Annotated in this window: 10 protein-coding genes; 9 read left to right on the top strand and 1 reads right to left on the bottom strand. The window is 60.1% G+C overall.

Annotation, left to right across the window (positions count from 1 at the left end; all coding sequences use genetic code 11):
* Positions 1 to 57: 57 nt before the first annotated feature.
* A complete protein-coding gene (locus AB4O12_RS26280) occupies positions 58 to 1,134 on the bottom strand; it encodes a polysaccharide deacetylase family protein (RefSeq protein WP_460062515.1) in 1,077 nt (358 codons plus the stop codon).
* A 364-nt stretch (positions 1,135 to 1,498) separates the two neighbouring features.
* On the opposite strand from AB4O12_RS26280, the gene yaaA reads away from it, so the two are divergent.
* The 9 genes from yaaA (at position 1,499) to AB4O12_RS26235 (ending at position 14,373) form a co-directional block, all read left to right on the top strand.
* On the top strand, positions 1,499 to 2,278 hold the full coding sequence (gene yaaA, locus AB4O12_RS26275) for a peroxide stress protein YaaA (RefSeq protein WP_110646408.1): 780 nt from the start codon (positions 1,499 to 1,501) through the stop codon (positions 2,276 to 2,278).
* An 807-nt stretch (positions 2,279 to 3,085) separates the two neighbouring features.
* Positions 3,086 to 4,402, top strand: a complete 1,317-nt coding sequence (locus tag AB4O12_RS26270) for a nucleotide sugar dehydrogenase (RefSeq protein WP_281877464.1) — start codon at positions 3,086 to 3,088, stop codon at positions 4,400 to 4,402.
* Between the two features lie 79 nt (positions 4,403 to 4,481).
* On the top strand, positions 4,482 to 5,963 hold the full coding sequence (alg8, locus tag AB4O12_RS26265) for a mannuronan synthase (RefSeq protein ID WP_162098720.1): 1,482 nt from the start codon (positions 4,482 to 4,484) through the stop codon (positions 5,961 to 5,963).
* Positions 5,964 to 5,998: 35 nt separating this feature from the next.
* On the top strand, positions 5,999 to 7,168 hold the full coding sequence (locus AB4O12_RS26260; protein WP_110646406.1) for an alginate biosynthesis protein Alg44: 1,170 nt from the start codon (positions 5,999 to 6,001) through the stop codon (positions 7,166 to 7,168).
* A gap of 9 nt (positions 7,169 to 7,177) precedes the next feature.
* A complete protein-coding gene (gene algK, locus AB4O12_RS26255) occupies positions 7,178 to 8,686 on the top strand; it encodes an alginate biosynthesis TPR repeat lipoprotein AlgK (protein WP_177433943.1) in 1,509 nt (502 codons plus the stop codon).
* Positions 8,683 to 10,164: an alginate export family protein gene (locus AB4O12_RS26250; protein WP_110646404.1), complete on the top strand. Its 1,482-nt coding sequence runs from the start codon at positions 8,683 to 8,685 to the stop codon at positions 10,162 to 10,164. The genes algK and AB4O12_RS26250 overlap by 4 nt, the downstream gene beginning before the upstream one ends.
* Positions 10,165 to 10,190: 26 nt before the next feature.
* The gene (algG, locus tag AB4O12_RS26245) at positions 10,191 to 11,762 is read left to right on the top strand and encodes a mannuronan 5-epimerase AlgG (protein WP_110646420.1); all 1,572 of its coding nucleotides are present in this window, start codon (positions 10,191 to 10,193) and stop codon (positions 11,760 to 11,762) included.
* An 11-nt stretch (positions 11,763 to 11,773) separates the two neighbouring features.
* Complete coding sequence (locus tag AB4O12_RS26240) at positions 11,774 to 13,240, top strand: alginate O-acetyltransferase (RefSeq protein WP_460059967.1); 1,467 nt, start codon at positions 11,774 to 11,776, stop codon at positions 13,238 to 13,240.
* A gap of 8 nt (positions 13,241 to 13,248) precedes the next feature.
* The gene (locus tag AB4O12_RS26235; protein ID WP_460059965.1) at positions 13,249 to 14,373 is read left to right on the top strand and encodes a mannuronate-specific alginate lyase; all 1,125 of its coding nucleotides are present in this window, start codon (positions 13,249 to 13,251) and stop codon (positions 14,371 to 14,373) included.
* Positions 14,374 to 14,530: the final 157 nt, after the last annotated feature.

The raw sequence follows: 14,530 nt of genomic DNA, 5'->3' as shown, positions 1-14,530 counted from the left end.
TCGAATTCCTCCTGAAAATCACCCAAAGCCCAATGTTTACGGGCTTTTTCTCATTTCTCAACGAAACGCGTCCTGACAGTCTTCCCAGCCGATGCCGCTCTGCGCAGTCTGGGTGATCAGCCACGGCAGGGACGTCTTCACCGCATCCTGTTTCATGTTGAAATTGATCACCCCGTGCCGCCACAGCAGCATCAGGGTCAGCACCCGCTGCGCGCTTGCAGGGCCTTTGAGTTTGCCGGCACCGTCCTGGGCATCGATGTCCCACAGCGCCACTTGCAGGCCCTGGCTATTGAAGAAACCTTGTGCGTCACTGCGGCGCTGGCCATCCGGCGGACGGAACAGCGGCACGTAGTTTTCCGGCAGTTTGTTCTTCACCAGATCGGCGCTGCGCCGCACCGAATCCTGCCAGTCCTGCCAATGGCTGTGAGAGCGGAACTCCCAGCCCTGCACGCCAACGCACTGCCGGGAGAAACTCGCCTGCAGGCTGCTGACCGAACGGCCAGCGAGTCGCGCCTGAATATCCTTGCCCAAGACAAAGAATGTCCCGCTCAGATTGGACTTGCGCAGGTATTCGGTCAGCCAGTCGGTGTTGTCCGGTTGCACGTTGGCGGCGCTGTCGAACGTCAGCAGAAACAGCCGGTCGTGCATGTCGTCGCCGTTGCGCTCGTAGTCGCCGAAACGATCGAATTCGCTACTGGTTTGTGGCGACAGCGCGGCCTTGCGCATCAGCTCGTCGAGGTACTGCAAATGGAAGATCCGGCTCGGCTCGGCCCACTTGGTGTAATAGCTGTCGTCGCTGACGACGAACTTGGCCGCCTGCTCGCGCAGGGTCGGCAGGTCTTCGACGAGGAAGCAGAACGAGGCGTCCTGATCGCAGCTTTGCTGGGCGTGGTTGTAGTTGGCGAGCAAGCGCTGCCAGAGGCGCTGGCGCAGCTGATTGACCGCATCGATATTGACCGTGCGCAGGCCCAGGCGCTGGGCCAGTGCCGCCTCGTCGATGGACTCGGTGCCGAGCAGGCCGCGAGCGAACATGAGGATTTCCGCCCGCGACGCGACGTCGAACAGGGTCGGGTTGCTGAGCTGCTCCGGCCAGGTCGTGCGATCCAGCGTCGCCGCATCACCGGGCGCCGCCATGGCGCCGAAGCTCAGCAGCCACGCGGTGAATAAAAGAACAATGCGCAAAGGGATGTCTCCATAACAAAACCCGCGCGGCACTATAGCTGATCCTGTCCTGTTCCCCCTCAGCCACGGATGATCGTTCCCACGCTCTGCGTGGTAACGCCTCCCCGGACGCTCCGCGTCCGACGACTGTGACGCAGAGCGTCACGGGCTGCATTCCCACGCGGAGCGTGGGAACGATCATGTAAATCCGCTTTCGCGAGCAGGCTCGCTCCCACAAGGGGTTTGAGTTAAGCCGTCGATCACCTATGGGCTTGATAGCTGGAGTCAACCCGGACAACCCCCTAGAATCGCCCCCACGATTAAAGGAGACGACTTCATGCTGATGGTGATTTCCCCCGCCAAGACCCTCGACTACGAAACACCGCCGGCGACCCAGCGCTTTACCCAGCCGCAGTACCTCGACCATTCCCAGGAATTGATCCAGCAGCTGCGCGAGCTGAGTCCGGCGCAGATCAGCGAGTTGATGCACGTGTCCGACAAGATCGGTGGCCTCAACGCCGCGCGTTTCGGCAGTTGGACGCCGGCCTTCACCCCGGAAAACGCCAAACAGGCGCTGCTCGCCTTCAAGGGCGATGTGTACACCGGCCTGGATGCGCAGTCCTTCAGCGAGGCGCAATTCGATTACGCGCAAAAACACCTGCGCATGCTCTCCGGCCTTTATGGCCTGCTGCGGCCGCTGGACCTGATGCAACCCTATCGCCTGGAAATGGGCACCAAACTGGCCAACGCCCGTGGCAAGGATCTGTATGCGTTCTGGGGCACGCGCATCAGCGAGTGGCTGAACGAAGCGCTGGCCGAGCAAGGCGATGACGTACTGCTCAACCTTGCATCCAACGAATACTTTTCCGCGGTCAAGCGCAGCGCGTTGAAGGCGCGGATCATCAACACCGAGTTCAAGGATCAGAAGAACGGCCAGTACAAAATCATCAGTTTCTACGCCAAGAAAGCGCGCGGCCTGATGAGCCGTTTTGTGATTCAGGAACGCATCAACGACCCGTCTCAACTCAAGCAATTCGATGTACAGGGTTATCGCTACAGCGCCGAGCAGTCGAAACCCGACAATCTGGTGTTTTTGCGCGACCACGCCCCGGAATAAAGCATGCCCTTTGCACGACTCTTTTCCTCAAGAGTCGTGCAGTCCGCCCGAAGTCAAAATCCCCTCGCGACATATCGCCAATTTAATGGCGCCAATAAAACCACACTCTATTTTCTAATTTTAGTTTCACTCGACACTGAAGTTTTTTTTCAGTAGTGGCACCTAAATTTTTTACCCGTAGTGGCACAAAACTATCGGCCCCGGTTTCGCCCCGATAACTAAAGGGCGAAATCGTTAGTGCTATCAATTTGCACCCAGTGCCATCTTCATCAATATTTCAAAAATTTCGACTGGCACGATGAGCGGGCTGGAACTATGTCCAAATGCATTGCTCATACCACCGGTAACGATTCTCGCCGAGTTTGTACGAGATAACTTACGCAGAGCTGATAGCCATGTAACCAAGTTGTCACAGCAACTTGCCTGAGTGACTAACTAGTCTCAAAACAATCGAAGGACAGGAGATACGCACCATTAATATCCCCTACAAAGGCCAAGGCCGCGCCCCTATAAACGTGCTCGCCTGAGCACCTAACTGCTTGATTTACCGGCTCCCTACCGGACGTCGAGCAGGCTACACGACTGCACTAGAGTCTTCCCGCACGGAAGATCGGCTGCATAACAGGGCAAGTCATAACAACAAGGCCTAGTTGCGCACATCTTGAGTGCACTTATTAGACACTCGGAACTTTGTATGCCTGCACACGGCATTGTGGCGCCTGTAAGCCGCACTTCCGAGTGCACTAGTGACCGCTGAACACCATTAACTCCGGCCTCTAAGGCCTGATATATACAGAGGTAATTGCGATGCGCATCAGCATATTTGGTTTGGGTTACGTTGGCGCAGTATGTGCCGGTTGCCTGTCTGCACGGGGCCATGACGTAGTTGGCGTCGATGTTGCCAAAGACAAGATCGACATGATTAACGCCGGCAAATCGCCGATTGTAGAACCGGGCTTGGGCGAACTGCTGCAACAGGGAGTCCAGACCGCTCGTCTGCGCGGTACGACCAATTTCGCCGAGGCGATTCGTGATACCGACCTGTCGATGATCTGCGTCGGCACGCCAAGCAAGAAGAACGGCGACCTGGAACTGAACTACATCGAGGCTGTGTGCCGCGAGATCGGTTTTGTCCTGCGTGAAAAAACCACCCGTCACACCATCGTCGTGCGCAGCACCGTGTTGCCAGGCACCGTGGCCAACGTGGTCATCCCGATTCTGGAAGACTGCTCGGGCAAGAAAGCCGGCGTCGATTTCGGCGTTGCGGTCAACCCGGAATTCCTCCGCGAATCCACCGCCATCGCTGACTACGATCAGCCACCAATGACCGTCATCGGCGAGTTCGACACCGCGTCGGGCGACGTTCTGCAATCGCTGTACGAAGAACTCGACGCCCCGATCATCCGCAAGGACATCGCCGTTGCCGAGATGATCAAGTACACCTGCAACGTCTGGCACGCGACCAAAGTGACCTTCGCCAACGAGATCGGCAACATCGCCAAAGCCGTCGGCGTCGATGGTCGTGAAGTGATGGACGTAGTCTGCCAGGACAAGACCCTGAACCTGTCCCAGTACTACATGCGCCCGGGCTTCGCCTTCGGCGGTTCGTGCCTGCCCAAAGACGTGCGTGCGCTGACCTACCGCGCCGGTTCCCTGGACGTCGAAGCACCGCTGCTCAACTCGCTGATGCGCAGTAACGAATCGCAAGTGCAGAACGCTTTCGACATCGTTGAAAGCCATGAAAAACGCAAAGTCGCCCTGCTCGGTCTGAGCTTCAAGGCCGGCACCGACGACCTGCGCGAAAGCCCGCTGGTCGAACTGGCGGAAATGCTGATCGGCAAGGGTTACGACCTGAGCATCTACGACAGCAACGTCGAATACGCCCGTGTCCACGGTGCGAACAAGGACTACATCGAATCGAAGATTCCGCACGTATCGTCCCTGCTCAACTCCGACTTCGACTCGGTGATCGACAACTCCGACGTGATCATCCTCGGCAACCGCGACGAGAAATTCCGTTCGCTGGCCCAGGAAGCGCCGCAGGGCAAGCAAGTCATCGACCTGGTGGGCTTCATGTCCAAGGCCACCAGCGCCGGTAGCCGCACCGAAGGCATTTGCTGGTAAGGCAAGCCTCAAGCTTCAAGCCGCAAGCAAAGGCAACATGCTTGCGGCTTGAAGCCTCCATCACCTTCGGATGACGGTTATGACCAAGCTCAAACATTTTTTTCTGCAATCAGCCGGCTGGCTTTTTTATCTCAGTCTGCTGATGGGCCTGGCCTTGATGCTGCCCACGTCCACATTCGACTCCGAGTCGAAGGACTTCATTTTCCTGATTGGCGCCGTGGGTATCTGGCGCTACTCGATGGGTGCAACGCACTTTGTGCGCGGCATGATTTTTCTCTACATCGTTTACCCGCACTTGCGTCGCAAAGTACGCAAGCTGGGTAAAGCGGCCGATCCGTCGCATGTGTTTCTGATGGTCACCAGCTTTCGTATTGACGCGCTGACAACCGCGCAGGTCTACAGCTCGGTGATCCGCGAAGCCATCGACTGCGAACTGCCGACCACCATTGTCTGCTCGATCGTGGAAATGTCCGACGAGCTGCTGGTCAAGGCGCTGTGGGCGCGGATGAATCCGCCGGAGCGGGTCAAGCTCGACTTCGTGCGTATTCCCGGTACCGGCAAGCGCGATGGTCTGGCCTTCGGTTTCCGCGCGATCTCCCGTCACCTGCCGGACGACCGTGCCGTGGTGGCCGTGATCGACGGCGACACCGTGCTCGGCGAAGGCGTCGTGCGCAAGACCGTGCCGTGGTTCCAGCTGTTCGGCAATGTCGGCGGCCTGACCACCAACGAGTTCTGCGAAGTGCGCGGCGGCTACATCATGAGCGAATGGCACAAGCTGCGTTTCGCCCAGCGCCACATCAACATGTGCTCGATGGCCCTGTCCAAGCGCGTTCTGACCATGACCGGTCGGATGTCGGTGTTCAAAGCCTCCGTGGTGACCAATCCGGAGTTCATCGCCGACGTTGAAAGCGACTCGCTGCAACACTGGCGTCTGGGCCGCTTCAAGTTCCTGACCGGCGACGACAAGTCGAGCTGGTTCAGCCTGATGCGCCTGGGTTACGACACCTTCTACGTGCCGGACGCCGCGATCAACACCGTTGAACATCCGCCGGAAAAGAGCTTCATCAAGGCCAGCCGCAAGCTGATGTTCCGCTGGTACGGCAACAACCTGCGCCAGAACTCCCGTGCACTGGGTCTGGGTATCCGCCGCCTCGGCGCGTTCACCTCGGTGGTGCTGTTCGACCAGCGCGTGTCGATGTGGACTTCGCTGCTCGGCCTGACCGTCGCACTGATCGCCAGCTTCAAGTACGGCACCGCGTTCATCCTCGTGTACCTGCTGTGGATCGGCATCACCCGCCTGATCCTGACGCTGTTGCTGTCGTGTTCCGGCCACCGCATCGGCCCTGCTTACCCGGCGATTCTGTATTACAACCAGATCGTTGGCGCCCTGGTGAAGATCTACGTGTTCTTCCGCCTCGACCAACAATCCTGGACTCGCCAGCCCACATCCCTGACCCGTGATCTCGCCAGCTTTCAACGTTGGTTCAACACCTGGTCGTCTCGGACCATGACCTTCTCCGCCGGCAGCATTTTTGTCGCCGTGCTGCTGATGATGGTCTGACCCGCTCCTATTGAATTAACAAGGAAATCGCCCCTATGAATACCGCCGTCAACGTCAACGTAGTGCATGAATCCGAAGCCCAGCGCCAGCACGCTCGCGTGAAAATCCCGGCCAAACTGCGTTTCTTCGGCCCTGACCGGACTCCGCTCGAAGCGCGGGTCCTCGATCTGTCGGCTGGCGGTCTGGCGTTCAACGCCGGGCAGATGCCGCTGACCATCGGCGAGGTGTACAAGGCGCGTCTGCAATTTGTCATCGACAACCTCGGCCTGGCCATGGACGTTGAACTGCAGGTGCGTTCCTTCGATCGCGCCACCGGCCGCGCTGGCTGCCAGTTCCAGAACCTTGAGCCGCAGGACATTTCCACCCTGCGCCACCTGATCACTTCGCACCTGGCCGGCGACATCGTCAGCATCGGCGAAGTGCTGGCGACTCTGCAGCGCGACAACTTCACCAAGGCGCGCAAGAACAAGACCAACGACACCGGCATGACCCCGTTCGGCCGTCTGAAAGCCGTGACCTTCAGCGCCGGTATTTTCGCCATTGGCCTGGTCGCTGCCGGTTTCATCTTCAAGTCGGTGTACGGCATGTACTTCGTCAGCCACGCCCAGGCCGGTCTGGTCAGCGTGCCGGGGATGAACATCACCATGCCGCGTGACGGCACCGTGCAGAGCCTGGTCAAGTCCGACGGCGTTGCCGCCAAAGGCGCACCGCTGGCGACCTTCAGCACCAGCATGCTCGACGTGCTCAAGGGCCATCTGGCCGAAGACCAACTGGCCCCGGCCAAGGTTGAAGAACTGTTCGGCAAGCAAATGACCGGCACCCTGACCTCGCCGTGCGATTGCACCGTGGCCCAGCAACTGGTGGCTGACGGTCAGTACGCGAGCAAGGGCGACGTGATCTTCCAACTGGTGCCGCGCAACACCCAGGCCAACGTTGAAGCACGCTTCTCCTATCGCCAGTTCGGCGACGTGCGTCCAGGCACTCCGGTGAGCTTCCAGATCGCCGGCGAAGACAAGACCCGCACCGGCAAGATCGTCAGCAGCACCAGCCTGAAGAGCGCCGACCTGTCCTCCGACATTCGCGTGCAGATCCAGCCAGACGAGCCGCTCGACAGCAGCCTGGCCGGCCGCCCGGTGGAAGTGAACAGCGACCGTGGCCCGAACCTGAACTGGCTGATCGACAAAGCCATGGCTGCCGGTCTTTAAGTCGAGGACATGCCTGTGACTACGCATAACTTGAACACACCGCCGACCCTGTGGGAGCGAGCCTGCTCGCGAAAGGGCCAGCGCGGTTTGTCTGAAGTACCGAGTCGACTGCTTCGCGAGCAGGCTCGCTCCCACATGGGATTGATGGTGTGCTCGCTGGCACTAGCAGTTTCTATGGCCGGTTGCGCCGGGCTGCCCGATCAGCGTCTGGCCAACGAAGCGCTCAAGCGTGGCGACACCGCCACCGCTGCGCAGAATTACCAGCAACTGGCCGATCTGGGTTACAGCGAGGCGCAAGTAGGCCTGGCTGATATCCAGGTCGACAGCCGCGACCCGGCGCAGATGAAACAGGCCGAAGCGACTTACCGCGCAGCGGCCAGCGTGTCGCCGCGTGCCCAGGCACGTCTGGGTCGTCTGCTGGTGGCCAAGCCGGGCTCCACCGAAGCCGAGCACCACGAAGCCGAAACCCTGCTGAAAAAAGCCGCCGCCAATGGTGAAGGCAACACGTTGATCCCGCTGGCGATGCTGTATCTGCAATACCCGCACAGCTTCCCGAACATCAACGCCCAGCAGCAGATCGATCAGTGGCGCAAATCCGGTTACCCGGAAGCCGGTCTGGCGCAGGTGCTGCTGTATCGCACCCAAGGCACCTACGACCAGCATCTGGATGACGTGGAAAAGATCTGCAAGGCCGCGCTCAACACCACCGACATCTGCTACGTCGAACTGGCCACCGTCTACCAGAAACGTGGCCAGCCGGAGCAACAGGCCGAGCTGATCAAGCAGATGCAGGCTGGTTACAGCCGTGGCACCGTCACCGCGCAGCGTGTCGATTCCGTGGCCCGCGTGCTGGCCGATTCGACCCTGGGCAAGACCGACGAAAAAACTGCGCAGGCGCTGCTCGAGCCGATCGCTCCGGGCTACCCGGCGTCGTGGGTCACCCTCGCGCAATTGCTTTACGACTTCCCCGAACTGGGCGACGTCGACCAGATGATGAAGTACCTGGACAACGGTCGCGCTGCCGACCAGCCGCGCGCCGAACTGTTGCTGGGCAAGGTCTACTACGAAGGCAAACTGGTCCCGGCCGACGCGAAAGTCGCCGAGGATCATTTCCAGAAAGCCGTCGGCCGCGAAGTCGCCGCCGATTACTACCTCGGCCAGATCTACCGTCGTGGCTACCTGGGCAAGGTCTATCCGCAGAAGGCTCTGGACCATCTGCTGACCGCTGCGCGCAACGGCCAGAACAGTGCCGACTTCGCCATCGCCCAGTTGTTTTCCCAAGGCAAGGGCACCAAGCCCGACCCGCTGAACGCCTACGTGTTCAGCCAACTGGCCAAGGCCCAGAACACCCCGCAAGCCGATGAACTGGCAGCGACCCTCGAGGCGCAACTGCCGCCCGAGCGCCTGCCCGAAGCCCGCCGCCTGTTGCAACAGGAACAGGCCAGCCGTGGCGCCCTGAACTCGAACACGCTGCAACTGCACGCCCTGCAAGAAGAAGACGGCGAGGAAAAACTATGAAGCTGAACCCATTCGTGAAGGCCGGTATTGGTCTCACCTTCGCGCTGATCTGGTCTTGCCCGACACTGGCTGCGATGACTGAAACCAAGAACTTCGGTCTGGAAGTGAAACTCACCGGCCAGTCCGAAGACGACCGTGACCTCGGCACTGCCGGCGGCGGTGACGTCAATGGCGTGGGCCTCGACCTGCGTCCGTGGATCTACGGCGAAAGCGGCGCGTGGAGCGCCTACGCGATGGGTCAGGCGGTGACCTCGACCGACATCATCGAGACCGACACCCTGCAACAATCCGACGGTGAACAAGCCACCGACAACAGTGATCGCGAAACCAAGAAGAACTACCTGGCGATGCGCGAGTTCTGGGTCGGCTACAGCGGCTTCACACCCTACCCTGGCGAGATCCTCAAGTTCGGTCGTCAGCGTCTGCGCAATGACGACGGCCAATGGCGCGACACCAACATCGAAGCGCTGAACTGGACCTTTGACACCACCCTGCTGCGGGCCAATGCCGGTGTTGCCGAGCGTTTCAGCGAATACCGCACCGACTTGAAAGAGCTGGCGCCGAAAGACAAGGATCGCCTGCACGCCTACGCCGACGCTGCTTACCAGTGGACACCGGGCCAGTGGGTCGGCATTCGCGGCCACCACACTCACGATGACGGCAAACTCGATTACGCCGAGCCGGGCGTCCCGCGCGACTCGCTGGACAAGACCGAGAACGGCGACATCAGCTGGATCGGCCTGACTGCCGACAGTGACGCCTACAACTGGCGCAACACCAACACCGTCAACTACTGGGGCAGCATCACCGGCATGAGCGGCGACCGCGACACGGTCAACGCGCTGAACGCCGACGGCACGCGCCCGACACAAGCCAAGCGCAGCGATGACATCAGCGGCTGGGCAGCCGATGTCGGCGTGCGTCTGCGCCTCGATCCGCAGTGGCAAGTCGGCGGTGCCTACGCCCGCGCCAGTGCCGATTACGAGCAGAACGGTCTGGAGAGCAACCGCTCCAACTACACCGGTACCCGCTCGCGCGTGCACCGTTTCGGCGAAGCGTTCCGTGGCGAAATGAACAACATGCAGACCGCCACCCTGTTCGGTTCGTGGATGGTCAACGACGAGTACGACGCCAGCCTGATCTACCACAAGTTCTGGCGTGTCGACGGCAACAAGCCGGTCGGCAGCAACGGCATCAATGCGGTGGAAAACAACACCGACGACGTCACCGGCGCGATCCTCTCCAGCACATCCTTGCCGCTTGAAGATGGCAACAAGGACCTGGGTCAGGAAATGGACCTGGTCGTCACCAAGTACTTCAAGCAAGGCCTGTTGCCGGCGGCGTTGAGCCAGTCGATCGACGAGCCTTCGGCACTGGTGCGTTTCCGTGGCGGTGTGTTCAAACCGGGCGATGCCTACGGTAGCCAGGTTGATTCCTACATGCACCGCGCATTCATTGACGTGATCTGGCGCTTCTGATGCAAACCGCCAAGGGAGTGCCCGACATGATCAGCACCAGAACAGGCTCACTCAGCCTGCTGGCCGGCGCGATGCTGCTGGCCAGCGCCAGCGCCTTCGCCAATGTTGAACCGGCGAAACCTGCGAACGTGGCCAAAGAACTGCAACAGGCCAAGACCTACACCGTCAGCAGCGCGCCGACCGACGCGCTGAAACTGGCCAAGCCGACACTGCCCGACCTCTCCGGCTTCACCGCCGAAGCCGCTGCGGCGAAGATCGTGCGCAGCAAGCCGGGCAAGATCAGCGTGCGCCGGATGATGCAGGAAAACGCTCTGAAGGACTTCATCGGCGGCGATAACAAGATGGCCGAATGGGTGGTGCGTCAGCACGGCATCCCGCAGGCGATCTTCATCGACGACGGCTACATGAACCTCAAGGATCTGGCGAAAAAACTGCCCAAGCAGTATTTCAGCGAGACCACTCCGGGCGTGTACCTGGCCAAATTGCCGATCGTGGTCGGCGAGAAAGGCATCCTCGAAATCGATGGCCAGACCCAGGAACTGCGCCTGTCCCAAGAGGCCGGTTCGTTCCTGGTCAACGACGGCAAACTGTTCGTGCGTGACACCAAAGTCACCGGCTGGCGCGAGAAGGACAACGGCCCGGCGACCTTCCGTTCGCCGAAGGAATTCCGTCCGTTCCTGCTCTCCTGGGGCGGCACCGAGACCTACATCGTCAACAGCAAGATGGCCAGTTTCGGTTACGCCAACAGTAAGTCGTACGGGGTGAGTATTTCCCAGTACACGCCGAACATGGCCAAAGTCCTCAAGCGCCCGGAACCGACCGGCTGGATCGTCGGCTCCGAGTTCTCGGACATGTGGTACGGCTTCTACTGCTACGAAACCAGCGACTTTGTGGTCAAGGGCAACACCTACAAAGACAACATCGTCTACGGCATCGACCCGCATGACCGCTCGCACCGTCTGATCATTGCCGAGAACACCGTTCACGGCACGAAGAAGAAGCACGGGATCATTATTTCCCGTGAGGTCAACGACAGCTTCATCTTCAACAACAAGAGTTTCGACAACAAGTTGTCGGGCCTGGTGATCGACCGTAACAGCGTCAACAACATCATTGCCTACAACGAGATCTACAAGAACCACACCGACGGCATCACGCTCTACGAGTCTGCCGACAACCTGCTGTGGGGCAACAAGGTCATCAGCAATACCCGTCACGGCATTCGTATCCGTAACAGCGTGAACATCCGCCTCTACGAAAACGTTGCCATGACCAACGGCCTGACCGGGATCTACGGCCACATCAAGGACCTGACCGACACCGACCGTGACATCAAGCTCGACCCGTTCGACGCGCAGGTCTCGCTGATCGTCGTCGGCGGCGAGCTGGCAGCCAACGGCAGCGGCCCGCTGTCGATCGACTCGCCGCTGAGTGTCGAGCTGTATCGCGTGTCGATGCTGGCGCCGACCAAGTCCAGCGGGATCAGCTTCAACGGCATCCTCGGCGAGCGCCAGGATGAAATTCTCGATCTGTTGGTGCGCCAGCAGAAAGCCGTGCTGATCGACCCTGTCGAACGCCAGACCGAATTGCAGGACTGAGGATAATTTTTATGCACCCACACATGATCAAACTGCTCAGCCTCTCGGCCCTGACCCTCGGCATTCTCGCTGCCGGCAACGCTCGCGCCGACGCTGAAGGCGCAAGCGTCACGCCACCGAAGTTCACCGCCGAGCCGTGCTGCAACCTGTGCCCGGCGGCCCATGACGCGAAGAACTACACCACGCGTTATCAGCAGAACTTCACCACCCTGGTACAGGCCCAGGGCGACTGGCTGTTCCGAACCCAGGAAGACCTGCGCACCGAGTTCAACACCACGCCGGCCGGCTACAAGCGCCTGCAACAACTGCACGATGCGTTCAAGAGCAAAGGCGTCGAGCTGGTGATCGTTTACCAGCCGACCCGTGGCCTGGTGAACCGCAACAAGCTCAACCCGCAGGAAAAAGCCGCGTTCGATTACGAGAAAGCGCTGGGCAACTACAAGACCATGCTTGGCCGTTTCGCCAAGATGGGCTATGTGGTGCCGGACCTGTCGCCACTGACCAACGAATCGCTGCCGGACACCCTGCCCGCCCACGATTTCTACTTCCGTGGCGACCAGCACTGGACACCTTACGGTGCCCAGCGCACGGCAAAAATCGTCGCCGAAAAGGTCAAGCAGATCCCGGCCTTCGCCGACATTCCCAAGCGTGAATTCGAGACCAAGCGCTCCGGGCGCATGGGCAAGACCGGCACTCTGCACAACATGGCCGGGCAACTGTGCGGCACCAGCTACGCGATCCAGTACATGGACCAGTTCACCACCGAGCCGAAAGGCGAGGCCGGTGACGGCGACCTGTTCGGCGATTCCGGCAATCCGCAGATCACTCTGGTCGGTACATCGCACAGCGGCAAGAACTACAACTTCGCCGGTTTCCTCGAAGAAGCCATCGGCGCCGACATCCTCAACGTGGCCTTCCCCGGCGGCGGTTTCGAAGGTTCGATGCTGCAATACCTGGGCAGCGAAGAATTCCAGAAGACCCCGCCGAAGATTCTCATCTGGGAATTCTCGCCGCTGTATCGCCTCGACCAGGAAACCATCTATCGCCAGATGATGGCGCTGCTCGATAACGGTTGCGAAGGCAAGGACGCGCAGATGTCCGCCAGCGCCACGCTGAAGCCGGGCAGCAAGCAAGAACTGCTGGTCAACAGCAAGAACCTGAACCTGCAGAACGCCAACCATCAGGTCGACATCCGCTTCGCCGACACCTCGGTGAAAACCCTGCAAGCCACCCTCTGGTACATGAACGGTCGCCACGAGGACATCAAGATCGAGAAACCGGAAACCTCCGACACCGACGGTCGTTTCGCCTTTGAGCTGCGCACGGACGAAGACTGGGCCTCGCAAAACCTGCTGGCCGTTGAAGTCCGGGGTCCTGAAGCCGGACCTGGCGCCACGCCACAAAAAGTCGAAGCGAAAATCTGCAAACGCAACGTATTCCCGGGCGTCGGTCAACAGACCGCGCAGCTCGGGCAATGAGGTCTGCTATGCGAAATCCGAAACTGAAAAACCTGTTGGCACCGACACTCCTGAGCCTGGCGATGTTCGCCGGGGCAACTCAGGCTGCCGCGCCATTGCGTCCACCGCAGGGCTACTTCGCCCCGGTGGATAAATTCAAGACCGGCGACAACAGCGATGGCTGCGACGCGATGCCGGCGCCATACACCGGTCCGCTGCAATTTCGCAGCAAGTACGAAGGTTCGGATAAGGCCCGCGCGACGCTGAACGTGCAGTCGGAAAAAGCCTTTCGCGACACCACCAAAGACATCACCACGCTGGAGCGCGGCACCGCCAAGCGCGTCATGCAGTTCATGCGTGACGGTCGCCCGGAGCAGCTCGAATGCACGCTCAACTGGCTGACCGCGTGGGCCAAGGCTGACGCGTTGATGTCCAAAGACTTCAACCACACCGGCAAGTCGATGCGCAAATGGGCGCTGGGCAGCATGGCCTCGTCGTACATTCGCCTGAAATTTTCCGACTCGCATCCACTGGCCCAGCACCAGCAGGAAGCGCAGGTGATCGAAGCCTGGTTCAGCAAAATGGCTGATCAGGTGGTCAGCGACTGGGACAACCTGCCGCTGGAAAAAACCAACAACCACTCGTACTGGGCCGCCTGGTCGGTGATGGCCACCGCCGTCGCCACCAACCGCCGCGACCTGTTCGACTGGGCCGTCAAGGAATACAAGGTCGGCGTCAATCAAGTCGATGCCGATGGCTTCCTGCCCAACGAACTCAAGCGCCAGCAACGCGCCCTCGCCTATCACAACTACGCCCTGCCGCCGCTGGCGATGATCGCCAGTTTCGCTCAGGTCAACGGTGTCGATCTGCGTCAGGAAAACAATGGCGCACTGAAGCGGCTGGGTGACCGCGTGTTGGCCGGCGTCAAGGACCCTGACAAGTTCGAAGAAAAGAACGGCAAAAAGCAGGACATGACCGACCTGAAAGAGGACATGAAATTCGCCTGGCTCGAACCGTTCTGCACGCTCTACACCTGTGCGCCGGATGTGATGGAGAAGAAGCGCGACATGCAACCGTTCAAGACCTTCCGTCTTGGCGGCGACCTGACCAAGGTCTACGACCCGTCGCATGAAAAGGGCAACAAAGGTTCCTGAAAACACTGATGGCTGATCGTTCCCACGCTCCGCGTGGGAATGCAGCCCGGACGCTCCGCGTCCCATGCCGAAGCGGACGCAGAGCGTCCATTGAGGCATTCCCACGCAGAGCGTGGGAACGATCGCAGGACTGTTTCACCCCCCACTACCACGGGGG

Source organism: Pseudomonas sp. S2_A05 (genome assembly GCF_054668485.1).
This window is presented reverse-complemented; position numbering and strand designations above follow the sequence as displayed.

Excerpts from the sequence above, each read along its gene's own strand:
- AB4O12_RS26250 (WP_110646404.1), top strand. The coding sequence starts at position 8,683 with ATGAAGCTGAACCCATTCGTGAAGGCCGGTATTGGTCTCACCTTCGCG.
- yaaA (WP_110646408.1), top strand. The coding sequence starts at position 1,499 with ATGCTGATGGTGATTTCCCCCGCCAAGACCCTCGACTACGAAACACCG.
- AB4O12_RS26270 (WP_281877464.1), top strand. The coding sequence starts at position 3,086 with ATGCGCATCAGCATATTTGGTTTGGGTTACGTTGGCGCAGTATGTGCC.
- AB4O12_RS26235 (WP_460059965.1), top strand. The coding sequence starts at position 13,249 with ATGCGAAATCCGAAACTGAAAAACCTGTTGGCACCGACACTCCTGAGC.
- algK (WP_177433943.1), top strand. The coding sequence starts at position 7,178 with ATGCCTGTGACTACGCATAACTTGAACACACCGCCGACCCTGTGGGAG.
- algG (WP_110646420.1), top strand. The coding sequence starts at position 10,191 with ATGATCAGCACCAGAACAGGCTCACTCAGCCTGCTGGCCGGCGCGATG.
- AB4O12_RS26280 (WP_460062515.1), bottom strand. The coding sequence starts at position 1,134 with ATGGCGGCGCCCGGTGATGCGGCGACGCTGGATCGCACGACCTGGCCG.
- alg8 (WP_162098720.1), top strand. The coding sequence starts at position 4,482 with ATGACCAAGCTCAAACATTTTTTTCTGCAATCAGCCGGCTGGCTTTTT.
- AB4O12_RS26260 (WP_110646406.1), top strand. The coding sequence starts at position 5,999 with ATGAATACCGCCGTCAACGTCAACGTAGTGCATGAATCCGAAGCCCAG.
- AB4O12_RS26240 (WP_460059967.1), top strand. The coding sequence starts at position 11,774 with ATGCACCCACACATGATCAAACTGCTCAGCCTCTCGGCCCTGACCCTC.